Here is a 24182-nt window from a genome sequence, read left to right as displayed (position 1 = left end):
GCCCCGCGCCTGCGGGATTCCTGCGCCCCAACGACCCGCGCTCCCTCGCGTGCCCCGCACCCCCTCATAAGCCCGGCGAGACGAGCCTCGTCGTTGCTTCGCGCGCCGGCAAGGAACAACGGGGCTCATCTCGCCGCTCAGAGCAGCCGGCGAGCAAGCGCCCAAGCGGTGAGCTCGTGCCTGTTGGAGAGCTGCAACTTGCGCAGCACCTTCGACACATGGGTCTCGACTGTCTTGACCGACAAGAAGAGCTCGGCCGCCACCTCCTTGTAGGCGTAGCCGCGCGCGATCATGCGCATGACCTCCTGCTCTCGGGCCGTGAGGCGGTCGAGTTCATCGTCGGCATCGGCCACCTCTCCCCCGCCTGTGCCGAACGCATCCAGTACGAAACCGGCAAGCCGAGGCGAGAAGACCGCGTCTCCGCCATGCACGCGCACGACTGCGGCGGTGACCTCCGCACCGGTCGCGGTCTTCGTAAGGTAGCCTCGCGCTCCGGCGCGGATGACGCTGACGACGTCGTCGGCCGCGTCGGACACGCTGAGCGCGAGGTATCGGGTGCGTGCGATTCGCTCGGCACCCGCCCGGCGCAGCACCTCAGCACCGCCGCCTCCGGCGCCTCCCGGTAAATGGACGTCGAGCAGCACCACATCAGGATCGAAGCGCTCGATGCGATCAACGGCCTCCTCCACGGTCGCTGCCTCCGCTACCACTTCCAGCTCCGAGCCGAGAGCGGCCCGGAGTCCAGTGCGGAAGATCTGGTGGTCGTCGACGATGACGACGCCGATCGGGTGCTCACTCACCTGTGCTCCTCGTTCCGTTCTCTCGGTGCGTCGGGCACCGCCGCACCGCCGACAGCGACCTCATCGGCCGATACCTCAAATTCACCGATCTCGACGAGCGGAACCGACAACCGCACGGCGGTTCCGGCTCCCCCGGGGCCGGAACCGATCCTCGCCGTTCCACCTGCCCGGTCCATGCGTCCCCTGATCGACTCTCTCACACCCATGCGCCCCTCGGGCAGGTCATCGGCGTCGAAGCCGGGCCCGCGGTCGGTCACGTCGACGGACGCACGATCCCGAGCGATCTCGATGTAGACGGTGACCGTGCCCCCGGCGTGACGGGCGGCGTTGAGCATCGCTTCGCGCGCGGCTGCGGCGAGCGCCTCGGGTACCACGCGGTCGGCTCCACCGCCTACGACGACGAGCTCGAACCGGACGGCGTGGGTCTCCTCGAGCTCACCGGCGTGGACCCGCAGCTCGGCTTCGAGCTCGCGATGGCTCGCCTCCCCACCGTCTGCCGCTCGGAACAGCCACTCCCGCAGTTCGCGCTCCTGCCCGCGGGCGAGCCGGTCGACCTCGCTTCCCGGGTCGGCCCGCTGCTGGATCAGCGCGAGCGTCTGCAGTACGGAATCGTGCAGGTGCGCCGCGATCTCGGCTCGCTCAGCCTCGCGCTCGCGCGCCGCGCGCTCCGCAATGAGCTCGCGGTTGAGCCGCAGCAACCACGGCGCGAGCGCGAGGGCGATGCCGGCGAGCACCGCGAGCGCTGCGGCAACGACCGTCCAGAGATCGGGTTGCTTCGCGGTGACGAAGAACATGAGCACCCCGACCGCGACGAGGGCGAGCGCTCCGAGCACCCTCGGCAACTGATGCCGCTCGGGCCGCTCGCGGTCGGCGATCTGCCACCAAGTGAGTCCGACGCCCACGAGCACTGCCATGCCGGGCAAGATCACCTCGAGCCGCAGACTCACACCGAGGCGGTCGAGCACCAGAGCTGCTCCGGCGATCAGGAGCGAGACGCCCAACAGCAGTTCGGCGACGGGCCAGGAGCGCACGCGCCGCGTCTCGATCTGTGAGCTCGGTTCCGGATCCGGGGCGTCGGGCAGGGGAATCTGCGAAGCCGCGATTGAGGTATCAGGGCTCTGTCCTTCCGCAGCACGAGTGAGGGCGCTGCGCATCGGCACGATGCCCGCAGTCTCCCCCTCCCGTGGCGCGGTCGCCCACAACCAGAGGTAGAAGAGCGCGCCCGCACCGCCGAAGAGCGTCAGCACAGCCATCCCGACCCTCACTACGAGCACCGGGAGCCCCAGATGCGCAGCGAGGCCACCGCAGACACCGGCGAGCATGCGGTCATCCCGCGAGCGGTGCAGCATCGGTGTCGTCATAGCTCCATCCAAGCACTCGCACCGGTGATCGGGGAGACACCCGACGAAGTTCAGGGTTCGATCAGGGTGAACCCCCATCGTGCGGAGGCTCTTCGGGCGGCAGACTCGAAGCATGAACGATACGACCCCTCCCCACGGAACCTCGGGACCCGACGGATCCAGCACCGGGACTCCCCCGCACAACAATCCGCAAGGCGGTCAACAAGGCGGCCCGCAACCCTTCGGCAGCGGCTTCTTCGCTTGGCTCCGTCGCCTCCGCATCGTCCGCGGTCAAGAACGCTGGTTCACCGGCGTAGCCGGTGGCATCGCGGCCCGTGCCGGGATAGACCCGCTGATCGTGCGCGGCCTCTTCGTCGTACTGGCGCTCCTCGGCGGCCCAGGCCTGCTGCTCTACCTCGCCGGGTGGCTATTGCTGCCCGACTCCTCCGGACGCATCCACGCCGAGGAGGTCATCCGGGGGCGAGCGTCGACCGGGGTGATCGTGACCGCGGCCGTCATCGCAGGCCTCGTCGTCATCCCGGTCATCTTCGGCCTGAGTCTCGGGGGCGCTCCGATGCTCGGAACCCCGAGCTTCTGGGGATGGGATCTCTGGGTGGCCATGGGGCTCCCACTGTGGCTGGTCCGCACGGCGGCCTGGGTGTTCTGGATCGCCGTCGCCGTCGCCGCGTTCTTCATCATCAGGCACTTCGTTCTGCAGCGCGGCCGCGAGCACACTTCGAGGAACAGCGATTCGACCTCCTCGAACACCACAGAAACTCCAACTGCCGCCGCGACGTCGTCCGGCGCGGATCCTGTCTTCGAAGCCGGGTCGGGCACCGACACCGATCAAGCCGCCGGCGCTGAACCGCACCCCGGCACGGGCTCCGACATCGGCGCCCAAGCCAGGGCCTTCGCCGACCGGACGGAGGAGTTCGCATCCCGCACGAGCGAACAGGCGAAAGAATGGGGCACCCGCACCGGCCAGAAGGCTTCGGAGTGGAGTGCCGAGGTCGGCCGCCAGGCCGACGAGTGGAGCGCCCGGTACGCCGAGCGTCACGAGGCTCACAAACTCGGCGCGGCGCACACGGTGCTGACGCTCGCTCTCGCCCTGCTCGCAGGTGGCCTCTTCCTGTTCTGGTCCCTCGGAGTGGGTCTCCCTCAGGGCGAACCCACACGCCCGGCCCTGCCCTGGGTGCTGGCCGCCATCGCCATGCTCGCCGTTCTCGGTCTCTCACTGATCGTCGCGGGAATCCGCGGACGCAACACGGGATTCGTCGGATTCCTCGCGGCTTGCGGAGTCGTGGCGCTACTCTTCACGGCGGTACTGCCCTGGGGCACGCGCTTCCAGCCTTTCGGCGACATCGAGATCACCGGCACCAGGGACCCCGGCACCGTGGTGATCGCAGGGGATGCAGACATCGATCTGCGAGACCTCGACACCGATCCGTCGCAGGCCAATGACGAGATCGTCGTCTGGCAGCTCGCCGGCACTGCGACCGTCACCCTGCCGGATGACGCTCCCTCCTCGGTACTGGTCAGGGTACTCGCCGGGAACATCTCTGAGAACTCGGCAGCGCACGAGGGGTTCCGGGTCTCCGGCCCCTTCCTCAGCCACCGCTCCAGCAGCCCTGCCACACTCCCGGCGAGCACTAGGAACATGTCCGGAACCACAAGTGATGCGACTGCGGAGAGCGTCCCCCGGGTAACGGTGTACCTGCTGGCCGGCAACGTGCGGATCGTCGGCGGCGGATCCGCCCTCGTACAGGACGACCGCGCGGGAACCACTCGCGAACGCAGTGATCGGAACGCCCGTGAAGACTTGCAGCGACTCGAGGACGATCTCGCTCAGACCGAGTGGCAGATCGAGGAACCGGGCATCACTGTGCACGAACGCCGCGGCCTCGAAGATAAACGCGATGCGATTCAAGACGACATCGATGCGATCGAGAAGGAGCTGGCACGATGAGCACCGACGATAAGACCTCACAGCCCACGGACACAGTACCCCTCGAGAATGACCGCCCCGGCGGCGCAGCGCCTACGGCCACCGATCCTACAGAGACGCGACGGTCAGTGCCGCGCACCGGCCCGATCATCTGGGGAGTACTGATCCTCGCCTTCTGCGCCTACGTCACGCAGCGCTCGCTCGCCCCGGACACGGTGGACACCACAGTCTGGGCCACGGGCACGCTGCTCGGGCTCGGCGCGGTGCTGCTGCTGGTCGGGCTGGGTCTGCTCTTCCGCCGCAACCGGTGAGCGCTTCGGGTCGGCGCCGCATCTCGCGGTGTCGGCCCGAACGCGTCAGAGGAAAGCGTCAGACGACGACGCGCGGGAACTCGCTCGTCATCGTCGAGATCAGGTGCAGCGGGATGTCGATGTCGACACGCGCTCCGCCGCTGTCCGACGGACCCCAAGAGATCGTTCCACCGAGTTCACCCTCGATCAGGGTCTTGACGATCTGCGTGCCGAGCCCATCGCCGACGGCGCCTCCGGGCAGGCCGATTCCGTCATCGGTGACCACGACAGTCAGGCGTTCCTCGGTGCGGTCAGCGGTGATCCGAATCTCTCCTTCGCGCTCGGCAAGCCCGTGCTCGACTGCGTTGGTAACCACTTCCGTGAGGGCGAGAGCGAGCGGGGTCGCGTACTCCGAGGGGAGCTTGCCGAAGGTGCCCTCCTTGTACTGATGCACGGTGGTGTTGTGCAGACTTGCGACCTCGGCCGCGAGCCCGATCACCCGATCGAACACCTGGTCGAAGTCGACAATCTGGGAGAGCCCCGAGGAGAGCGTGTCGTGCACCACCGCGATCGCGGCGACACGACGCATCGCCTGCCCCATGACGTTCTTCGCCTCTTCGCTCTGTGCACGGCGAGCCTGCACACGCAGCAACGAGGCGACAGTCTGGAGATTGTTCTTCACTCGGTGATGAATCTCTCGGATCGTCGCGTCCTTGGTGATGAGTTCCTGCTCCTGCTGCCGCAGACCGGTGACGTCGCGGGTGAGCACGATCCCGCCGGTACGCTCACCATTTGTGACAACGGGGATCGATCGCAGCGTCACAGTGCGGCCGCGCGCATCGATATCGGCACGCTTTGCGGTCTTGCCCTTCGCGATGAGCGGCAGCGACTCATTCGTGTCGAACTGGCCCTTGACGACTTCGCTGACGACCTCACCGAAGTCTTCCCCCTCCAGCTCATCCCGGTACCCGAGCAGCATGAAGGTGGATTGCGTATTCGGGCTCGCGAAGGTCACCAGGCCTTCAGGATCGACACGGACCAGTCCGTCGGCCGCACGCGGAGCACCACGCTCACGGCCCGGCTCGGTGCCGGGCGACGGGAAGAGCCCGTTCTGAATCATGGCGAAGAGATCATCAGCGCACTCGCGGAAAGCTGCTCCGATACGTGAGGCGTTCTGGGTGTCGCCGACGCTCGTGTGCAGCGTTGCTACTGCGAAAGGCGGAAGCAGTTCGCCTGATTCGTCCCGGCGGCTCACGGAGTAAGCCGTGAGCTTCATCGGATTCTCCTCGTACCAGGCGGGCGCGGTCGAGGCCACGGGCTCACGCGTGGTCATCGCCTCATCGATGAGCTCGCGCCAGTCAGCCCGGAGAAACTCTCCGATGACATCGCGATAGAAGAGCGTGAAGGATCCGGCGGGCCGCGAATGGACGACCGCGAGGTAATTCCCGTCGTTACTCGGCACCCAAAGCACCACGTCGCCGAGCGCCAGATCAGCGAGCAGGGGCCAATCGAGCACGAGCATCTCGAGCCATTCGACCTCCTCTTCGCCGAGAGGGGAGTACTTGCTCACGAAGTTCCGCAGTGAAGACACGTCCGGTAGCCTACGGCCTTCAGCTGAAGACAAGCCGTCCCGTCCCGGTGTTCGCGCGATCACACATCTGCGCACTGGGCGCAGAAACCATTGACCCCAATTGACACTCGTTTCCTAATATGGGCAATCCACGAGAGAGACATGCAGCGCCGCAGTCCTGATGGGGAGGCGCAGTGGAAGCTGCTACTTGTTCAGAAAGATCAGCATCATGTCATCCACGATGGGTTCACCATCCCTTCCCCCTCGCCTCCGCCCGGTGCCGAATGTTCCCGAGAGCGTTGCAGCAACGACGCAGCCGGTCACCGGCGAGGTCGTACCGTTGCGACGCGGAACATCACCCCGAACGCACTCGATGTCGCTCGCGGGCAACGGCTCGCAGCACTCCCGAGATCATCCTGAGCGCGCCCCGGCGATTCATCCGGCGCTCGTCGCACGCCTCTCGGTGTTGGCCTACGAGGTGCTCGAAGGCGACCGCTCGCTCATGCAGTTGCACGGGATGATTACCGACGAGGTCGCCTCCGAGCTCAGACAGCGCAGCGCAGCGCGCGCCGAGAGCCGTCTCGTGAATCGGGATCACCGCCGCAGAGTCCCCCAAGTCACTCGCGTCACGCTCACCCGACCGGGGCCGCACGTGGTCGAGGCAACAGCCGTCCTGAACGCGGGAGCCCGGACTCACGCCGTTGCCGTGTGTCTGAAGTTCTGCGATGATCGCGGGCGTTGGCGGGCGCACTGCCTGACGGTGCTCTGACTGCATCGCAAGACTTTGCAGCACCTGCGACCGAAGCTAGTCGGCCGTGATCGTCGACGCGCGGGTCTTAGCCACCTCGTAGAGGGCGACACTCGCCGCGATGCCCGCATTGAGTGACTCGGTCACCGATGAGATCGGAATCGACACAACCGCGTCGCAGGTCTCTGTGACGAGTCGAGACAGACCTTTGCCCTCGCTCCCGATCACCAGGAGCAGCGGACGGTCGGCCAACTCGAGGTTCGGCAGGCTGACATCGCCATCGCCGTCGAGACCGACGACGAAGACCCCCTGCTTCTTGAACTCTTTGAGTGTCTGGGTCAAGTTCGAAGCCATCGCAACGGGGATGCGAGCCGCAGCGCCGGCAGAGGTCTTCCAAGCCGCCGAGTTCAGTCCGGTCGAGCGACGTTGCGGCACGATAACGCACTGGCCGCCGAACGCTCCGACAGAGCGGATGATCGCTCCGAGATTGCGCGGATCCGTCACCCCGTCGAGTGCAACGAAGAGCGGAACCTGCCCGCGGTCGATGACTCGGTCGAGTTCTTCAAGCGGGTGAGCGTACTCCATCGGAGGCACCTTCAAGACGACGCCCTGATGCACCGTGTCGCGCGGTGTCATTCGGTCGAGCTCGGGGCGCATGACCTCGAGCACTGGAATGTTCATCCGGACCGCGGTACCCAGGATCTCGCGCACCCGATCGTCCATTTCGACGCGCGCGGCGACATAGAGCGCCGTGGCCGGAACTTTGGTCCGTAGCGCTTCGAGCACGGCGTTGCGCCCGGTCACAAGCTCGACGTCATCGCCCTTCTTGCCGGCGCGCCCAGAGCGCTCCGGGCCTCGGCCACTTCCCGGGCGGCCGGCGCCATGTCGCTCGCGAGCTGCTTGCAGTCGCTCCTTCGCGGCCTTCGCCTTTCCTGCGGGATGGTAGGGCCGATCCTCTGCCTTCGGCGTGGGCTTGCGCCCCTCCAGGGCTTGCCGGCCCTGACCTCCCGAACCGACCGCTTTGCCACGGCTCTTCTTGCGTACGGCGCCGGGCCGCGCACCCTTGTTACTCATATCAAACTCCAGCGGGTCTCGTTCGGGCCGTCTTCCAATGCGATGCCGGCAGCACTGAGCCGGTCGCGAATCGCATCGCTCGTCGCGAAGTCCCGGTTCTCACGGGCTGTGCGCCGCTCGGCGATCAAAGCGGTTACCAGAGTACCCAGAGCCTGCTGGGCGGAGCCGCCATCAGCATCTCCGCGGGCTCCCCACACCGCGTCTCGCGGGTTGAGTCCCAGTACATTCAACATCGCCATCGTCTGCGACAGGTGGTTCTTCACTTCGTCTGCGCCGAACTCGCCGCGTTGCTCCAGCGCCGCGTTGCCAGCCCGCACCGTCGTGTGCAGCACTGCAAGGGCCTGCGGAGTCCCAAAGTCATCGAGCATCGCCTGCGAGAAGCTCTCAGGCAGATGTTCCGCGGTCACACTCGAATCATGCGAAGCCGTCACTTCGAACCCGGCGTGCTCCGCACGGTCGAGAAACGACTCGATACGCGAAAACGCGGTCTCGGCTTCGACCAGCGACTCGTCGGAGAAGTCGAGCACCGAACGGTAGTGCGCCGAGCCGAGGTAGTAACGCAGCACGATCGGCCGGGCAGCAGCCAAGAGGTCCTTCGCGAAGAGCGAATTGCCGAGCGACTTCGACATCTTCTGACCCCGAGTGTTCACCAGTCCGTTATGGATCCAGTGACGAGCGAACGGGTGCCCCGCCGCACTCGACTGAGCAAGCTCGTTCTCGTGGTGCGGGAATCGCAGGTCAAGACCCCCGCCGTGGATGTCGAATTCTTGTCCGAGGTATCGAGTGGCCATCGCCGAGCATTCGATGTGCCACCCCGGTCTGCCGCGACCCCACGGTGACGGCCAGGACGCCGAGAGCGGCTCATGGTCGCGATGGGCCTTCCACAGAGCGAAGTCCCGCGGATCCCGCTTCCCCACCGGTTCAGAATCCGCGGCATCTTCCATCTGATCGCGCTGCTGGCGAGTGAGCGCGCCGTACTCGGGCCAACTGGCCGTGTCGAAGTAGACGCTCGCGGAGCCGTCAGAGGCCTGATACGCGTGACCCCGCTCGATGAGGAGCTCGATCAGTTCGATCATCTCGCGGATGTTCGCGGTCGCCCGCGGCTCGTAGCTTGGCGGCAGCACGCCGAGCGCGTCGTAGGCGGCGGTGAATTCCCGCTCGACGCGGTAGGCGAGCGCCCACCATTCCTCGCTCTCACCGGCTTCCTGCGCAAGCCGCGCATTCTCGAGGATCTTGTCGTCGATATCCGTGACGTTGCGAATGAGCGTCACGCGGTGCCCCGTGGCCTCGAACCAGCGCCGCATCTGGTCGTAGACGAGTGCGCTACGCAGGTGCCCGATGTGCGGGGCAGACTGCACCGTCGGCCCGCAGACGTACAGACAGACTTCTCCCGCGGTGCGGGGTTCGAAATCGACCACGTCCTGTCGCCGGGAGTCGTAGATGCGCTGCTTCACGTGCTCAAGCCTAGAGCCTCTTCAACGCGAAATCGCCCGACCTGCGCACCGGCCCGGAACACCGAGCCCGACGCTCAGCTGAGTTCGCCGCTGAGGAAGTACTGCACCTGCTTCGCGATATCGACGGCGTGATCGCCGAAGCGCTCGTGGTAGCGGCTCGCGAGCGTGCCATCGACGACGCCGGTCGGGTTGTCTGCCAGCTTGTCGCTCAGCACCTTCTCAAACACCTTCGCATGCAGTTCGTCGAGCCCATCGTCAAGGTCACGGAGTTCGACGACCGTACGCGGCTGAGGATCGCGCAGCAGTGTGACGAGGGTTTCCGCCATCTCGCAGTCGATCTCACCCATGCGCGAGAAGGTCTTGCGAAGGCCGGCCGGAATAGCGCTCTCGGGATAGCGGTAGCGCGCGAGCTGCGCGATGTGCTGGGCCAGGTCGCCCATGCGCTCGAGCGAAGCGCTCATGCGCAGCGCGCTCACCATCAGGCGGAGATCGGAGGCGACCGGCTGCTGGCGGGCCAGAATATCGATCGTGAGCTCGTCAAGCGTGGTCGCGAGCGCCTCCACCTCGTCGGCGCTATCGATCACCGATTCAGCGAGCGCTACATCGGACGTGCGGAACGAGGTCGTCGCGTCCACGATCGCGGTGTGGACGAGTTCGGCGATCTGCACCAGGCGATCCTGCACCTCGCGCAGCTCCTGCTGAAATACCTCGCGCATGGGTTTCCTCTCGGTGGTGGCACGCGAATAATCGGCGCGCTCGTAGCGGGTCTTCCACTAGCGTGCCCGATGACGGTAAACCCCTCCCAGCCCGCAGGTGAACAGAAGCTGAACTCGCAGCGGTGCGAACACGCTCCCCATACGATGAAACCATGACTTCGTCGACGCTGGTGCTCCTCTCGATCGCGCTGGGCCTCATCCTCGGCACAGCGCTCACCGCGTCCATCTTCCTGACACGGGCGGCAAGCCGTCGTCGTGCCGCCGAGATGCGCCCCGAGCTTCCTGAGATCGCGACGTCGATCCTCCACGAGATGGACACCTTCGCTGTGATCCTCGATGCTTCGCTCTCCCCGGTCTATGCGAATCCTGTCGCGCAGCAAGATCAACGCATCAGCGGCGATGAGCTCGGCACCCCGGAGTTTCTCACGCATGCACGCATGGTGATGTCGACCGGTGTCCCCTACACCAGACACCCGAACTCCGATGACCCGACCGACACGTTGCGCGTGCATATCGTGCGCGTGCAGCCGCGGTTCATCGTGGTGCTGGCAGATGATCTCGGGGAAGAGCAGCGCGTGAACGCGATGCGCCGAGACTTCATCGCGAATGTGAGCCATGAGCTGAAGACCCCGATCGCGGCGATCGGATTGCTCGCCGAGGCGGTCAAAGAAGCCTCCGATCAACCGGAACTCGTGCGCGACTTCGCGAAGAGCCTCATGAAGGAGTCCAAGCGACTGGGCGAGCTCTCCCGAGATGTGATCCGCCTCTCAGAGGCGCAGTCGACTCTGATGCCAGAGGATCGCGAACCGGTGCTTCTCGCAGCGCTCGTACGCGACGAGGTCGAGGCCCATCGGGAGTACGCGGGAGGACGTGCCGTCGAGATCGCGTTTACCGACCCTGACGGGGAAGCCGCGGAGGCATCGATCATCGGCAAACCCGCGGCGCTCGGCGTCGCCGTCGCCAACTTGATCAGCAACGCGATCAAGTACTCTCCCGAGGGCGGGCGAGTCGGCGTCGGTACGAGCTGTTCCGGCCAGCAGTTCACGATCACGGTCACCGATCAGGGCCCCGGAATCGAAGCCGAGCACCTCCCGCGCATCTTCGAGCGCTTCTACCGCGTCGACGGCTCGCGCAGCCGGGAGGGCGGCGGCACCGGCCTGGGCCTGTCGATCACGCGCCATACCGTTCGTGCGCACGGTGGCGACGTGACCGTGTGGTCGCAGCCGGGTCAGGGGTCCACCTTCACCATCACGCTCCCCGTCGCAGTAGCCGGGCGCAACGACAAGAAGGTCCGCAAGCGTATCAAGCGTCTCAAGAAGCACCGCGAGCCGGCGAAGTCCGGCTCATCGCAGGAAGGCACCGCACAGGCATGACCACACAGCGCATTCTCCTCGTCGAAGACGAGGCATCGATCTCCGGCCCGCTCGCGTTCCTCATCGAGCGAGAGGGTTACAGCGTCACAGTCGTCGATGACGGTGCGGAGGCAGTGCACCGTTTCGACGAAGTGCAGCCCGACCTCGTACTGCTCGACCTGATGCTGCCGAGCCTCCCGGGAACCGAGGTGTGCCGTGCGATCCGCACGCACTCCCAGGTACCGATCATCATGCTGACCGCGAAGGACAGTGAGATCGACATCGTAGTGGGCTTGGAGCTCGGCGCCGACGACTACATCACGAAGCCGTACTCAACGCGAGAGCTGCTTGCCCGGGTACGTGCAGCCCTACGCCGTAGGGCCTCGGAAGCGCCCCAGGAGGGCGAGTCGGAGGAGATCCCCGTGCTCGAGAATGACGGAATCAAGCTCGACGCCGAGCGACACTCCGTGACCGTGCGCGGAGAAGAAGTCACCATGCCGCTGCGGGAATTCGAGCTGTTGGAGCTGCTCATGCGCCACGCGGGCCGCGTGCTTACCCGTGGGCAACTCATCGACCGCATCTGGGGCAGCAACTACTACGGCGACACCAAGACGCTCGACGTGCACATCAAGCGCATCCGCTCCAAGATCGAAGAGGTGCCTTCGAACCCGAAGCTCGTGACGACCGTACGCGGAGTGGGATACCGCTTCGGCTGATCTTCCCGCACAAGCGGTACGGCATCGGTCTGAGCGCGCATAATGGACCATGGGCACTCGGACTGCGGGATCTGCGGCGCGTACTCCGCAGGAGCGGATCTTCCTGCACGTCGTGGCCAACACCGCAGTCGCCGGCCTGACGACGAATTTTCTCTGGTTCGCGGTCGTCTTCTGGGTGTATCTCGAGACCCGCAGCATCTTGGCGACCGGTGTGCTCGGCGGGGCCTACATGATCTTGCTCGCCGCCTCCTCGATGTGGTTCGGCTCCATCGTCGACCGCACACCGAAACGGCGGGTCATGCTGCTCTCTGCTTGGTGCTCGCTCACGGCGTTCGCGGTGGGCATGGTGATCTTTGTTCTGGTGCCGCACGACTGGTTGCTCGCACTCGATGGGCCATGGTTCTGGATCTTCACCCTCATCCTGCTCGCAGGCTGCGTCGTGGAGCTCCTGCGCAGCCTCGCGCTCTCAACCACCGTCACTCTGCTCGTTCCGGTCGAACGACACGCCAACGCCAACGGTCTTGTCGGCACCGTGCAGGGCATCGCGTTCATCGCGACGAGTGTCTTCAGCGGGCTCTCGGTTGGTCTGCTCGGCATGGGCGCCACGATGCTGATCGCCACCGTCTTCACTGCTGTGCCCATCGTCCACCTCCTGCTGCTGCGAATCCCCGAACCCGAAATCGTCGCAGACCCGAACCGCTCTGCCGTGGACTTCCGTGGCGGCATGGCAGCGATACTCGCGGTGCCTGGCCTCTTCGCACTCGTACTCTTCACCACCTTCAATAACCTGTCGAGTGGGGTGTTCATGGCGTTGCTCGATCCCTACGGGCTTGAGATGTTCCGGGTCGAGGTGTGGGGCCTCGTCTTCGGACTCGCCTCAACAGGCTTCATCATCGGCGGTCTCCTCGTCGCGAAATTCGGACTCGGCGACCGGCCATTGCGCACGATGCTGACGTTGGTGGGCTGCCTCGGCCTACTCGGAGCAGTCTTCACACTGCGCGAGCATGCCTGGCTCTTCATCGGTGGCATTTGGGCATTCATGGTCATCATGCCCATCGTGGAGGCCGCAGAGCAGACCACGATCCAACGGGTGGTTCCGTACACCTCACAAGGCCGGGTCTTCGGTCTCGCAATGACCTTCGAAGCGTCGGCAGCGCCCGTCACCTCTCTGCTGATCGCCCCGATCGCCGAGTTCTGGATCGTTCCCTATATGAACTCGCCCGCCGGGCAGCAGCGCTGGGAACCACTGCTCGGCACCGGGTCCACCCGTGGGATCGCGCTGATCTTCGTGGTATCCGGCATCGCGATGATCTTGCTCGCTGTCGGGGCCGCCCTCACCCGCTCATACCGAAAGCTCTCCCGCAGCTTCGCCGAGGCGACGCCTGGTGCACCGCCTTCCGCCAACGGCGAAACCGACCGTTACAATGCATAATCCCGCGTGACCCATCGAATAACTGAACGGTATGCTTGAGTCGGTAGAGCCGCCCCGCGGTTCCCCGCACGCACTTCGGTCGCGTAGCAACGAGACACCACGACAGGCAAGGATGGCGCAAGCATGGCACGCACTTTCGACAACATCACCCAGGCGTTCGGCAACACCCCGCTCGTCCGACTCAATCGAGTAACCGACGGCGCCGAAGCCGAGATCTACGCGAAGCTCGAGTTCTACAACCCCGCAGGCAGCGTCAAGGATCGCATCGGCATCGCGATCATCGATGCCGCGGAAGAATCCGGAGCGCTGCAGCCCGGCGGCACCATTGTCGAAGGCACGAGCGGCAATACCGGCATCGCCCTCGCGTTTGTCGGTGCGGCACGCGGGTACCGCGTGATCCTGACCATGCCCGAGACCATGAGCATTGAGCGCCGCAAGCTGCTCGCCGCGTACGGTGCCGAGATCGTGCTGACCGAGGGCCCCCTCGGCATGAAGGGCGCCGTTGCGAAGGCTGAGGAGATCGCCGAGAGCACCGAGGGCGCCGTGCTCGCACGCCAGTTCGACAACCCGGCCAACGTCGCCGTACACCGCGCCACCACCGGCCCCGAGATCTGGAACGACACCGACGGCGAGATCGACATTCTGGTCTCCGGTATCGGCACCGGTGGCACCATCACTGGTGCCGGCGGATACCTCAAGGAGCAGAACCCCGACGTGAAGATCGTGGCCGTCGAGCCCATCGACTCACCGCTGCTCACCGAGGGCAAGGCCGGCCCGCACAAGATCCAGGGCCTCGGAGCAAACTTCGTGCCCTCGATCCTCGACCGTGAGATCTACGACGAGGTTATCGACGTGGCCCTGCCCGATGCCATCGCCAAGGCACGCGCGCTCGGCACCGACGAAGGCATCCTCGCGGGTATCTCGGGAGGCGCAGCCGTGTGGGCCGCGACCGAAGTCGCAAAGCGTCCCGAGAATGCCGGTAAGAAGATCGCCGTCATCGTCCCCGACTTCGGCGAGCGCTACTTCTCGACCGTGCTCTTCGAAGACCTCAACGTCTAAGCTCGTCAGCAGTCGCGGGGTTCGTGGCGGAGAGCACTCCGCTGCGAACCCCGCATTGCTGCACCCGACCCGCTCCGTCGGTCACCATGACCGGCGCCACCCGACAGAAGCTGGAACACTGTGAGCATCATCTCCCGCATTCGCGAAGACATCGGAGCCGCAAAGGCAGGCGACCCCGCCGCGCGCGGTGCCGTCTCCGTCTTCCTGATCTACTCGGGCCTGCACGCGGTGTGGTGGCACCGTCTGTCGCACCGGCTGTGGAAGCGCGGCATGCGTTTCCTGCCGCGCGCAATCTCACAGCTGCTCCGCTTCTTCACCGGCATCGAAATCCACCCCGGAGCGACAATCGGACGACGCCTCTTCATCGACCACGGCATGGGGGTCGTGATCGGCGAGACCGCGGTCGTCGGCGACGACGTACTGATCTACCACGGCGTGACCCTCGGCGGCACCGGTCACAGCCGAGGCAAGCGCCACCCGACCATCGGTAACCGCGTCGTCATCGGAGCTGGTGCACAGGTGCTCGGTGACATCGAGCTCGGCGACGACAGCGCGGTCGGCTCGAACGCTGTGGTCGTTCGCTCCTGCGAGCCCTGGACGACCCTCACCGGCATTCCTGCCCAGGGGCGCCCGCGGCGCGGCGCTCCGACGTCGCGTGAGGCCGAGCGTCCCGACATGGCCGACTTCTACGTCATCTGACGCTCCGGCGCACGCCCGGCCCATCGGCGCGGGCGCCCGACTACCGGAGCTTACGCCCGTGCTTGCGCATCCACGCCCCAGTGCGGCGACGCTCGATGAGCACCATCCCCGCTCCCAACGCCCAAAACGGGAGCTGCACGGCGAACGCCCATTCGAACGCCTCGAGCGAGTAGTGTTCGGGCGATCCGGCACCCTGCAGGTCGAGGACCAGGCCGATCAGCACGATCACGAGCAGGCCCGAGGTAAACCCGCCGGTGTTCACGAGCCCCGTACCGAAGCCGAGGAAGCTGCGGGGAGCGTGCGAACGCACCACGTCGAACGCGATCATCGAGGCGGGCCCACCCATCGGCACGACAATGACGAGTGCAATGAGTAGCCAGGTAGGCGGCACTCCCGGCCAGAGCAGCACCGCCGTCCACGCGCCGGCCATGACCCCGATGATTCCGAGGAACAGCTCGACTCGTCGCTCGACGAAACGGGAGGTCAGAGGTCCGAGCAGCATGCCGAACGTCATCGAGGAGACGACCATGAGGCTCAGCAGTCCGGCCGCGGCCTGCGGCGACATACCGATACCACCGGTGAGGAACGGGGTCCCCCAGAGCAGCAGAAACGCGTTGGGCGCGAACTGCGCGGAGAAGTGCACCCAGTAGGCGAGGCGTACGCCAGGCATGCTCAGCAGGCGGCGGGCACGGTCCCAGAACGAGGCGCCTGGCACGCGAAACCTGCGATCCGAGCGGTACACGGGCAGCATCTCGGTCGCGGGTGGCCCGACGACGGCATCCACCGGAGGTCTGATCTCGTTCTCAGCCGCGAGCTCGCGCTCCGCGCGCTTCGTCGCAGTGCTCACGAACAACGACTGGAAGATCGTGCGAGCCCTCGGGGAGTCGCGCAGCACGAGCACCGCCAGGATTGCCGCAATCGTCGCGACGGCGGCAACACCGAGGAACCCCCTGGCCCATCCGAAGACGCTTACCGCGGTTGCGAGCGGAATCACGGAGATCAGTTGTCCGGCCTGCCCGATGAGACCGGTGACCTGGCCCATCGTCGGCAGCAGTCGCGCGTCGAACCACTCCGGCAAGATGCGCATCACGCTGATGAACGTGCATGCATCACCGGCGCCGACGAAAATACGGGCGAGGATCGCGAGCTCGACGTTGGAGACCGTCGCCATCGCGATCTGCCCCGCGACCATGAGCAATGCGCCGAGCATGATCACGCGGCTCGGTCCGATTCGATCGAGCAGCACGCCGACCGGAATCTGCAGCGCCGCATACACGATGAGCTGGATCATCGGAAACATCGCGAGCGTGGTGGCGTCGATGCCGAAATGACTCTGTGTGGCGGGGCCGAGTGCAGACAGCGAGGACCGGTTGATGATCGCCACCGCATAGGCGAACACCGCGACTCCCCACACGAGCCAGGCGAGGTAGGGCTTGGCGGCGCGCGTCATGACTTCCATCGTATCGCTATACAACGGAGCCATGACCGCGATCCGAGGAGCTTACTGGCCGAGCGCCTTCAGCCGATCCTCTTCATCCATGCGAATGCACGACTCGATGACCGCATCGAGCGCACCGTTCATGACGTGATCAAGGTTGTAGGCCTTGTAGCCCGTGCGATGGTCGGCGATGCGGTTCTCCGGGAAGTTGTAGGTGCGAATGCGCTCGGAGCGATCCATGGTCCGGATCTGGCTGGAGCGGTGCGCCGACGCCTCCGCTGCGGCTTCCTCGGCCTGCTTCGCGAGCAGTCGAGCGCGCAGCACGCGCATCGCGGCTTCACGGTTCTGCAGCTGCGATTTCTCGTTCTGCATCGCGACGACGATGCCGGTGGGCAGGTGCGTGATGCGCACCGCCGAGTCCGTCGTGTTGACCGACTGTCCCCCGGGGCCAGACGAGCGGTACACATCGATCTTGAGGTCGTTCTGATTGATGTCGACCTCTTCGGGTTCGTCGACCTCGGGATATACGAGCACGCCCGTCGTCGAGGTGTGAATGCGACCCTGCGACTCCGTGACCGGCACGCGCTGCACGCGATGCACGCCGCCCTCGTACTTGAGGTGAGCCCACACGCCTTGCGACGGATCGGAAGCGTTGCTCTTGATCGCGACCTGCACATTCTTGTATCCGCCGAGATCGCTCTCGTCGGCTTCAAGCATCTCGGTCTTCCACCCTTTGGATTCCGCGTAGTGCATATACATGCGCAGCAGGTCAGCGCCGAACAGCGCCGACTCAGCGCCGCCCTCGCCGCCCTTGATCTCAAGGATCGCGTCACGAGCGTCATCGGGGTCACGAGGGATCAGCAGTCGACGAACCTTCTCCTGCGCCTCCGCGAGGCCTTCCTCGAGGCCCGGCACCTCCTCGGCGAAGGCTTCGTCTTCCTTCGCGAGTTCGCGCGCGGCCTCAAGGTCGTCTCCAAGCTGCTTCCACTGCTCGTACGCAACCTTGATCTTGCTCAGCTCGGCGTACCGCCGATTGACCTTCTTGGCCCGGGCAGCGTCGGCGTGCAGCTCAGGATCAGCGAGCTGATCCTGCAGATCAGCGTGCTCGCGCAGCAGCCCTTCGACCTGTTCGAACATCAGAACTTCCCGGAGCTGCGCACCTCGGCAAGCAGCGCCGTGTTCGAGGCAGAGCCGGAGAGACGCTTCGTCAGCACCGCTTCGGCATCCTCATCTCCGAGCTCGCTGCGCAGGCTCCGCACTGCGGCGGCTTCCGCTTCGCCGACAAGCAGCTCCGGACGCACCGCGAAGGTGCCCGTCGGATCGACCTCGGGCTGTCCTCCTTCGCCGATGAGGCGGATGCGGCTGTTCGCAGACGCCTGGATCTCGTTCAGGATCGCCTTGTCGAGCTTCGACCCGCTCTTCTCGAGGGCGGTCGCAATGATCGTCAGCGATCCGCCATTCTCGACATTGCGGGCTGCGGCGAGCAGACGCTTGATCGGCTGCAAGGCGGCAAGGTCAATGCCGGCTTCCGCACCGCGCGAGCTCGGCGTGCGCTGCAGGTGCGCCCGACCCAGCACCGTAATCGAGTCGAGCAGTACGACCACGTCATGCCCCAGCTCGACGAGGCGCTTCGCGCGTTCGACGGAGAGCTCTGCGACGGTCAGGTGATCTTCGGCGGTGCCATCGAAGGTCGAGGCCACGACCTCGCCCTTGATCGTGCGCTGCAGCTCGGTGACCTCTTCGGGTCGCTCGTCCACGAGCACCACCATGAGGTGCGCATCGGGATGGCTCGCGGTGACAGCGCTCGCGATGGTACGCAGCACCGCTGACTTGCCAGTGCCTGGACGCCCCACCACCAGACCTCGCTGGCCCAGGCCGAGAGGAGCAAGCAGATCTACGGCTCGAGCCGCGATCGAGGAGTCGGCATTCTCGAGGAGTACTCGCTGCTGCGGGTACACCGGGGTGGAGTCGGCGAACACCGCTCGGCTCTGGCTCTCCTCAGCGGAGCGACCGTTCACCGCATCGACCTTGACGATCGCGTTGTACTTCTGGCGGCCGCCGTCGCCCTCACGGGGCTGACGGATCGCTCCGACGACGGCGTCACCCTTGCGCAAACCGTGCTTCTTGACCTGGCCGAGGGAGACGTAGACGTCGCTGGTGCCAGGCAGGTACCCGCTGGTGCGAACGAACGCGTAGTTGTCGAGAACGTCGAGGATGCCCGCGATGGGCAGCAGCACGTCATCCTCAGTGATCTCCGGCTCGAAGTCATCGCCCTGGCCACGGCGCTTGCGGTCGCGCTGGCGGGTACGGCTCGAACGGTTGCCCGAATCGCCGTCCTGCCGGTCGCCAGAGCGATCGCTACGGTCGTTTCGGCCGCTTTCGTTCTTGTCGGATCCCTTGTCGTTCTGGCGATCCTGGTTCCTATTGCCCCGGCTCTTGCCCTTACGACCGTTGCCGTTGCCGTTCGCGTCATCGGCCTGCCTGTCACCGTTCTCAGACTGCTCCGGAGCGGTGTTCTGCTGCTCGGACTTGTCCGCCTTATCCGCGTTCTTCGAGGCGTTGTCGGATGCGTCGTCGACCGGGGCCTCCGCCTCGGCCTTGCGAGAACGCGAGCGACGGTTGCGCGACGTCGATGGCGCCTCATCGGCAGACTGCGCCTCGGCGGACTGCGCCTCGGCGGACTGCGCACCGGAAGTCTGCGCCGAGGCAGGCGACTCCGAACCGTGTGCATCGTCGGCGCCGGTCTGAGCTGCCGTAACAGCGCCGCCACTGGTGTCGCCGCCCTCGGCGGGTGCTTGCTCAGTCGCCTCTGCGGTCGGCTTCGTCGCCCGTCGGCTGGTGCGACGCTTCGTCGCAGACTTCTCGGCTGCGTTCTCAGCATCGGCATCGGTCGCAGCAGGAGCTGCCTCGGAGTCGCTTGCAGTGGCTGCAGGCGCCTCTTCGACCTTCTTGCGAGTACGAGGCGCACGCTTCTTCGGCGCCGCCTCCTCCGCAGGCGCCTCAGCAGCCGGAGCCTCTGCCGCCGGAGCCTCAGGGGCTGAAGCCTCAGCGCCATTGGCTGCGGTGTTCTCAGCGCCTGCATCGGCGGCCGGGGCATCTTCAGCCTTCTTGCGAGTACGAGGCGCACGCTTCTTCGGCGCTGTCTCCTCCGCAGGCGCCTCAGCAGCGGGAGCCGCTGCCGCCGAAGCCTCGGCAGAAGGCGCCTCAGCAGCCGGAACCTCAGCTGCGGGGGTGGTCACTCGACGGCTGGCGCGGCGCCGGGTGGCGGGTTTCTCCGCCGCCTCGGTGGATTCGGATGCGGCGCTCGCAGCACCCTGGGTCTCGGTGTTCTCTGACACGGTGTTCCTTTCGGAGATTGCGGGGCATCTCGCAGACAGTTCGTCCGCCTTCCCGCCTGATGCACGAGTGTGCTTGGGACTCACCGCGCAGCACGACTCGGGCACTGCACCGGTGAGGAAGATCGACCGACCACGGAAAGACTCGTCCCGGAAGCACGAGGCTCCGGAACCCGACCGCTGATCTCATAGATGAGAAGAGCGAGGTCGTATGCGCTAGAGCGCTTCGACCGCGGAGATCTCTTCCACTGTAGCACCCTTGATGTCAACGGCCAGGATCAGCGCCTGCCAATCGGGCCCCTGCTCGGCGACGAGCTCCGCGGCGGCGAGTCGCTCCCCCGGATCAGCGGCAAGCACGAGTATCGACGGTCCGGCACCGGAGACGACCGCAGCATGGCCGGCCGCTCGCAGTGCTGCGACGAGGTCGCGGGTCTGCGGCATTGCCTCGCCACGATAGTTCTGATGCAGGCGATCTTCAGTCGCGTCGAGCAGGAGCTCCGGACTCTGCGTGAGTGCGGCCACGAGTAGAGCGGATCGGGACACATTGAAGACGGCGTCTTCGTATGGCACCTGCTCCGGCTGCAGGCTGCGCGCGAGTTCGGTCGACATGGTGAAGCTCGGCACGAGCACGAGCGGCGAGACACCACGGTGCACGAGCAGGCGCTTGAAACGGGGGCCATCCTCATTCGTCCAGGCGATCGTGAGACCGCCAAAGAGTGCTGGGGCGACATTGTCTGGGTGGCCCTCGAGGTCAGTCGCATAGCCGAGAAGCTCGTCTTCACTGAGCACCTGCGGATCCTCAGGGTCGCTCTGCAAGAGCCCGGCCGCGATCATGACACCGGCGACGATCGCAGACCCTGACGAGCCCATGCCGCGCCCGTGGGGGATGCGGTTGTGGGCTCGCAGTTCGAGGCCGGGCATCGTGCGGCCGAGACGCGAGTAGACGTGGGCGACAGAGCGGACCACGAGGTTGCTCTCGTCGGTGGCCACCTCACCCTCACCGATGCCCGTGACGCGAACACTCGCACCGGGCTCGTCGCGGGTGACGGCTGTGATCTCGTCGCCGTAGGCGAGGGCGAGCCCGAGCGTGTCGAAGCCCGGGCCGAGGTTCGCGCTGGTCGCAGGTACATGCACCCGGACGGCGCGACGAGCCCCGCTCATTCTCCGCCCTCCAGACGCAGCACGCTCGTGACGGCGGTAACGACGTCGCTGTTGCGCAGCGCCTCGACCATTGCAGCGAGATCCCCTTCTCGCGCACGGTGCGTGCCGATGACGAGTGTCGCCGTGCCATGGGCGTCGGCGGGCACCGATTGCTCGACGCTCGCGGCCGAGACGCCATGCTCGGCGAGAATGCCCGCGATCGTCGCAAGCACGCCCGCCTTATCGCGCACATCGAGCATGACCTGGTAACTGGTGCTCACCTCGCCGACCGGCAGGATCGGAAGCTCAGCGTGCGATGAACCGGGTGTTCCCGGTCCACCGATGACATGGCGACGCGCCGCCGAGACGAGATCTCCGAGCACGGCCGACGCGGTTTCGACTCCGCCCGCACCCGCGCCGTAGAACATAAGCTCGCCCGCGGCCTCGGCCTCGACGAAGACGGCGTTCTTGCCCTCGTGCACGGCAGCCAGCGGATGATTGCGGTCGATGAGCGCGGGGTAGACACGGGCAGAGACACCCTGCGTACCGTCGCTCGCGGTCAGGCGCTCGGCGATCGCGAGCAGCTTGATCACGTGGCCGCTGTGCTTCGCGGCCTCGACCTGGGCTGCGGTGACATTCGAGATGCCCTCGCGGTGCACCTTGTCGACGGGTACCTCGGTGTGGAAGGCGATACTCGCGAGGATCGTCGCCTTCTGCGCGGCGTCGTATCCTTCAACGTCGAGCGTCGGGTCCGCTTCGAGGAACCCGAGGTCGCTCGCGACCTGCATGGCATTCTCGGCGCTGTCGCCGAAACGGTCCATGCGATCCAGAATGTAGTTGGTGGAGCCGTTCACAATGCCGAGCACGCGGGTGACATGGTCGCCTGCGAGACTCTCCCGCAGCGGGCGAATGATCGGGATCGCCCCGGCCACGGCCGCCTCGTACGAGAGCTGCGCTCCGACCTGCTCCGCGGCGTCCGCGAGCTCAGGGCCGTGCGCGGCGATGAGCGCCTTGTTCGCGGTGACGACGTCGGCTCCGGCTTCGAGCGCACGGAGAATCAGACTCCGCGCGGGCTCGATACCCCCCATGAGCTCGACGACGACGTCAGCTCCGAGCACGAGCGTCTCAGCATCAGTCGTGAAGAGATCACGCGGCAACTCGGCGTCGCGCTTCGCTTCCGTATCGCGCACGGCAATGCCTGTGAGCTCGAGGCGCGCGCCGATGCGCGCCGCCAGCTCGTCTCCGTGCTCCAGGATGAGCCTGGCCACCTGGGCTCCGACCGAGCCGCAGCCCAGCAGTGCCACGCGAAGGTTGCGGTAACCGTTCAAGTTGGTTTCTCCGTTCGTCAGTTCTTGATCGCCCTCAGGCGATGCTCTTCGCCAGCAGATCGTCTTCGGTCTCGCCGCGTACGATCACGCGAGAGGTTCCGTCATGCACCGCCACAACGGGGGGTCTCGGTACATAGTTGTAATTGCTCGAGAGCGACCAGCAGTAGGCGCCGGTCGCAGCGACGGCGAGGAGGTCGCCGGGGCGCACATCTCCGGGCAAGAGGTCGCGCTGCACGACGATGTCGCCGGCCTCGCAGTGCTTGCCGACAACGCGCACGAGCGCGGGCTCGGCCTCCGAGCGGCGGTTCGCGAGCGTCACCTGGTAGTCGGCGCCGTAGAGCGCAGGCCGGGCGTTGTCGCTCATCCCGCCATCGACGCTCACGTAGAGCCTGGAGGCGAAGTTTCGCTCCCCCGAATCCTGTGCCGCGCCCTCCGTGCTTGCGGCCTCCGTGCTTGCACTCTCCGTGCCCGCGAGCGCCACTTCCTTGGTCGTCCCGACCGTGTACAGGGTGACACCCGCCTGCCCGATGATCGATCGACCAGGTTCGAAAGCAAGCTTCGGCACCGGTACGCCGAATTCACGTGCGCTTTCGGCGACGATGTCAGCGAGTTCACGCGCGATGTCGTCGATGCGCGGCAACTCGGCTGCCTGTTCGCTCGTGTAGGCGATCCCGAACCCGCCTCCGAGGTTCAGCTCGGGAATCGGCCGCCCGGCGACCGCCGCGAGCTCACCGTACACGCCGAGCAGTCGGCGGGCAGATTCACGGAAGCCATCAGTGGCAAAGATCTGGGACCCGATGTGGCAGTGCAGACCGACAAAGTCGAGTACGTCATGGGCGAGGATCGCGGAAGCCAACCGCACCGCTTCGCCGAGCGGCTGCCCGAACTTTTGATCCTCGTGCGAGGTCGCGAGGAAGTCATGGGTCGAGGCATGCACACCGCTGTTCACCCGCAGCCGCACACGCGGGCGACGATCCGCTTCACGAGCAGCCGCGGCGATGCGCTCGGTTTCGATCTCGCTGTCGATGACGAGGGTGACGCCCGCATCAACAGCCCGACGGATCTCGCGTTCGGACTTGTTGTTGCCGTGGAAACCGATGCGAGCCGGGTCGACTCCTGCGGCGAGCGCGACGGCGAGCTCTCCCCCGCTCGCGACGTCGACGGCGAGACCTTCTTCGGCCATCCACCGAGCGACCTCGATGCAGAGGAATGCCTTGCCCGCGTAGTAGACGGTGGCCTCGGTTCCGATTCGACCGGCTTCCCGCTGCAGTGCTTCACGCACCTCACGGGCGCGGGTGCGAGCCGCTGCCTCATCGACAACGTAGAGCGGTGATCCATGCTGCGCCACGAGTTCAGAAGCGCGGATGCCGCCGATCTTGAGCTCTCCGCAGCCACGTCCGCGACGCGCGGTCGGAGGGAAGACACGCTGGTCGATCTCGTTCAGAGGTGTTTCGGCCGTCACCTCGGCGGTGACGTCGCAGGCGTCGGCCGCGGGCGCGGCGACGGCGGTCGGGCGGTCGGCGTCGTGGCTCATGACTTCGGGTCCTCGGAGGTTCTGATCATCACAGGGTCGGTGTGCGAGATTGCTCGGCTGAGACTGTCCGTCAGCGGGCGCTAGGCCGGCTGAGCAGTCGGAGGCGAGCGGACCCGGATTGGCCCCTGAAGCCGTGCGAACGGAGAACCTGTCTCAGAGCGAACCGTTCCAGCTTAGCGCGCCCTGCATAGCCGATTCGCAATGTTGCAATG

Annotated in this window: 20 protein-coding genes; 8 read left to right on the top strand and 12 right to left on the bottom strand. The window is 66.0% G+C overall.

Going from position 1 to position 24182, the window contains the following annotated elements; all coding sequences use genetic code 11:
* Positions 1-137: 137 nt before the first annotated feature.
* Positions 138-800 carry a response regulator gene (locus ACUYV6_RS05665; RefSeq protein WP_449277683.1) on the bottom strand — a complete coding sequence of 221 codons (663 nt, stop codon included), beginning with the start codon at positions 798-800 and terminating at the stop codon, positions 138-140.
* On the bottom strand, positions 797-2161 hold the full coding sequence (locus ACUYV6_RS05660; protein ID WP_449277682.1) for an ATP-binding protein: 1365 nt from the start codon (positions 2159-2161) through the stop codon (positions 797-799). Before ACUYV6_RS05660 ends, ACUYV6_RS05665 begins: the two co-directional genes overlap by 4 nt.
* 112 nt (positions 2162-2273) lie before the next feature.
* On the opposite strand from ACUYV6_RS05660, the gene ACUYV6_RS05655 reads away from it, so the two are divergent.
* Positions 2274-4106, top strand: a complete 1833-nt coding sequence (locus ACUYV6_RS05655; protein ID WP_449277681.1) for a PspC domain-containing protein — start codon at positions 2274-2276, stop codon at positions 4104-4106.
* A complete protein-coding gene (locus ACUYV6_RS05650) occupies positions 4103-4396 on the top strand; it encodes a hypothetical protein (RefSeq protein WP_449277680.1) in 294 nt (97 codons plus the stop codon). The genes ACUYV6_RS05655 and ACUYV6_RS05650 overlap by 4 nt, the downstream gene beginning before the upstream one ends.
* Before the next feature lie 58 nt (positions 4397-4454).
* On the opposite strand, the gene ACUYV6_RS05645 is transcribed toward ACUYV6_RS05650, so the two are convergent.
* Entirely contained in the window at positions 4455-5966 is a 1512-nt protein-coding gene (locus tag ACUYV6_RS05645) for a sensor histidine kinase (protein ID WP_449277679.1), read from the bottom strand.
* A gap of 256 nt (positions 5967-6222) precedes the next feature.
* On the opposite strand from ACUYV6_RS05645, the gene ACUYV6_RS05640 reads away from it, so the two are divergent.
* The gene (locus tag ACUYV6_RS05640; RefSeq protein ID WP_449277678.1) at positions 6223-6714 is read left to right on the top strand and encodes an Rv3235 family protein; all 492 of its coding nucleotides are present in this window, start codon (positions 6223-6225) and stop codon (positions 6712-6714) included.
* Between the two features lie 36 nt (positions 6715-6750).
* On the opposite strand, the gene rlmB is transcribed toward ACUYV6_RS05640, so the two are convergent.
* The 3 genes from rlmB to phoU all read right to left on the bottom strand — a co-directional run bounded on the left by rlmB (position 6751) and on the right by phoU (position 9937).
* The gene (rlmB, locus tag ACUYV6_RS05635) at positions 6751-7767 is read right to left on the bottom strand and encodes a 23S rRNA (guanosine(2251)-2'-O)-methyltransferase RlmB (RefSeq protein WP_449277677.1); all 1017 of its coding nucleotides are present in this window, start codon (positions 7765-7767) and stop codon (positions 6751-6753) included.
* Complete coding sequence (gene cysS / locus ACUYV6_RS05630; protein WP_449277676.1) at positions 7764-9221, bottom strand: cysteine--tRNA ligase; 1458 nt, start codon at positions 9219-9221, stop codon at positions 7764-7766. Before cysS ends, rlmB begins: the two co-directional genes overlap by 4 nt.
* Positions 9222-9295: 74 nt before the next feature.
* Positions 9296-9937 (bottom strand): phosphate signaling complex protein PhoU, encoded by a 642-nt coding sequence (gene phoU / locus ACUYV6_RS05625; RefSeq protein ID WP_449277675.1) that lies wholly within the window; start codon positions 9935-9937, stop codon positions 9296-9298.
* Between the two features lie 152 nt (positions 9938-10089).
* Here phoU and ACUYV6_RS05620 point away from each other — a divergent pair, with 152 nt between their 5' ends.
* From ACUYV6_RS05620 to cysE, 5 genes are all read left to right on the top strand, one after another.
* Entirely contained in the window at positions 10090-11310 is a 1221-nt protein-coding gene (locus ACUYV6_RS05620) for a sensor histidine kinase (protein WP_449277674.1), read from the top strand.
* Positions 11307-12005 (top strand): winged helix-turn-helix domain-containing protein, encoded by a 699-nt coding sequence (locus ACUYV6_RS05615; RefSeq protein WP_449277673.1) that lies wholly within the window; start codon positions 11307-11309, stop codon positions 12003-12005. The genes ACUYV6_RS05620 and ACUYV6_RS05615 overlap by 4 nt, the downstream gene beginning before the upstream one ends.
* Positions 12006-12054: 49 nt before the next feature.
* Positions 12055-13437, top strand: a complete 1383-nt coding sequence (locus tag ACUYV6_RS05610) for an MFS transporter (RefSeq protein ID WP_449277672.1) — start codon at positions 12055-12057, stop codon at positions 13435-13437.
* A gap of 123 nt (positions 13438-13560) precedes the next feature.
* Positions 13561-14496: a cysteine synthase A gene (cysK, locus tag ACUYV6_RS05605; protein WP_449277671.1), complete on the top strand. Its 936-nt coding sequence runs from the start codon at positions 13561-13563 to the stop codon at positions 14494-14496.
* 120 nt (positions 14497-14616) lie between these two features.
* Positions 14617-15195, top strand: coding sequence for a serine O-acetyltransferase (cysE, locus tag ACUYV6_RS05600; RefSeq protein WP_449277670.1), 579 nt, complete (start codon positions 14617-14619; stop codon positions 15193-15195).
* A 40-nt stretch (positions 15196-15235) separates the two neighbouring features.
* Here the strand turns inward: cysE and ACUYV6_RS05595 are convergent, their stop codons facing one another.
* From ACUYV6_RS05595 to ACUYV6_RS05570, 6 genes are all read right to left on the bottom strand, one after another.
* Entirely contained in the window at positions 15236-16645 is a 1410-nt protein-coding gene (locus ACUYV6_RS05595) for an MFS transporter (RefSeq protein WP_449277669.1), read from the bottom strand.
* A gap of 51 nt (positions 16646-16696) precedes the next feature.
* Positions 16697-17770, bottom strand: coding sequence for a peptide chain release factor 1 (prfA, locus tag ACUYV6_RS05590; protein ID WP_449277668.1), 1074 nt, complete (start codon positions 17768-17770; stop codon positions 16697-16699).
* Positions 17770-19971: a transcription termination factor Rho gene (gene rho, locus ACUYV6_RS05585; protein ID WP_449277667.1), complete on the bottom strand. Its 2202-nt coding sequence runs from the start codon at positions 19969-19971 to the stop codon at positions 17770-17772. The genes prfA and rho overlap by 1 nt, the downstream gene beginning before the upstream one ends.
* Before the next feature lie 213 nt (positions 19972-20184).
* Positions 20185-21129 (bottom strand): homoserine kinase, encoded by a 945-nt coding sequence (gene thrB, locus ACUYV6_RS05580; RefSeq protein WP_449277666.1) that lies wholly within the window; start codon positions 21127-21129, stop codon positions 20185-20187.
* Positions 21126-22436 (bottom strand): homoserine dehydrogenase, encoded by a 1311-nt coding sequence (locus ACUYV6_RS05575; protein WP_449277665.1) that lies wholly within the window; start codon positions 22434-22436, stop codon positions 21126-21128. Before ACUYV6_RS05575 ends, thrB begins: the two co-directional genes overlap by 4 nt.
* 34 nt (positions 22437-22470) lie before the next feature.
* Entirely contained in the window at positions 22471-23970 is a 1500-nt protein-coding gene (locus tag ACUYV6_RS05570) for a diaminopimelate decarboxylase family protein (protein ID WP_449277664.1), read from the bottom strand.
* Between the last annotated feature and the right edge of the window lie 212 nt (positions 23971-24182).

The sequence above is a fragment of the Leucobacter sp. GX24907 genome (genome assembly GCF_053567335.1).
Note: the sequence above shows the minus strand (reverse complement) of the source record. Positions and strands in the feature narration are given on the sequence as shown.

Coding starts and splice junctions, on each gene's coding strand:
- prfA (WP_449277668.1), bottom strand. CDS start 17,770: ATGTTCGAACAGGTCGAAGGGCTGCTGCGCGAGCACGCTGATCTGCAG.
- cysK (WP_449277671.1), top strand. CDS start 13,561: ATGGCACGCACTTTCGACAACATCACCCAGGCGTTCGGCAACACCCCG.
- ACUYV6_RS05620 (WP_449277674.1), top strand. CDS start 10,090: ATGACTTCGTCGACGCTGGTGCTCCTCTCGATCGCGCTGGGCCTCATC.
- ACUYV6_RS05610 (WP_449277672.1), top strand. CDS start 12,055: ATGGGCACTCGGACTGCGGGATCTGCGGCGCGTACTCCGCAGGAGCGG.
- ACUYV6_RS05595 (WP_449277669.1), bottom strand. CDS start 16,645: ATGACGCGCGCCGCCAAGCCCTACCTCGCCTGGCTCGTGTGGGGAGTC.
- ACUYV6_RS05655 (WP_449277681.1), top strand. CDS start 2,274: ATGAACGATACGACCCCTCCCCACGGAACCTCGGGACCCGACGGATCC.
- ACUYV6_RS05615 (WP_449277673.1), top strand. CDS start 11,307: ATGACCACACAGCGCATTCTCCTCGTCGAAGACGAGGCATCGATCTCC.
- thrB (WP_449277666.1), bottom strand. CDS start 21,129: ATGAGCGGGGCTCGTCGCGCCGTCCGGGTGCATGTACCTGCGACCAGC.
- phoU (WP_449277675.1), bottom strand. CDS start 9,937: ATGCGCGAGGTATTTCAGCAGGAGCTGCGCGAGGTGCAGGATCGCCTG.
- ACUYV6_RS05650 (WP_449277680.1), top strand. CDS start 4,103: ATGAGCACCGACGATAAGACCTCACAGCCCACGGACACAGTACCCCTC.
- ACUYV6_RS05570 (WP_449277664.1), bottom strand. CDS start 23,970: ATGAGCCACGACGCCGACCGCCCGACCGCCGTCGCCGCGCCCGCGGCC.
- ACUYV6_RS05660 (WP_449277682.1), bottom strand. CDS start 2,161: ATGACGACACCGATGCTGCACCGCTCGCGGGATGACCGCATGCTCGCC.
- rlmB (WP_449277677.1), bottom strand. CDS start 7,767: ATGAGTAACAAGGGTGCGCGGCCCGGCGCCGTACGCAAGAAGAGCCGT.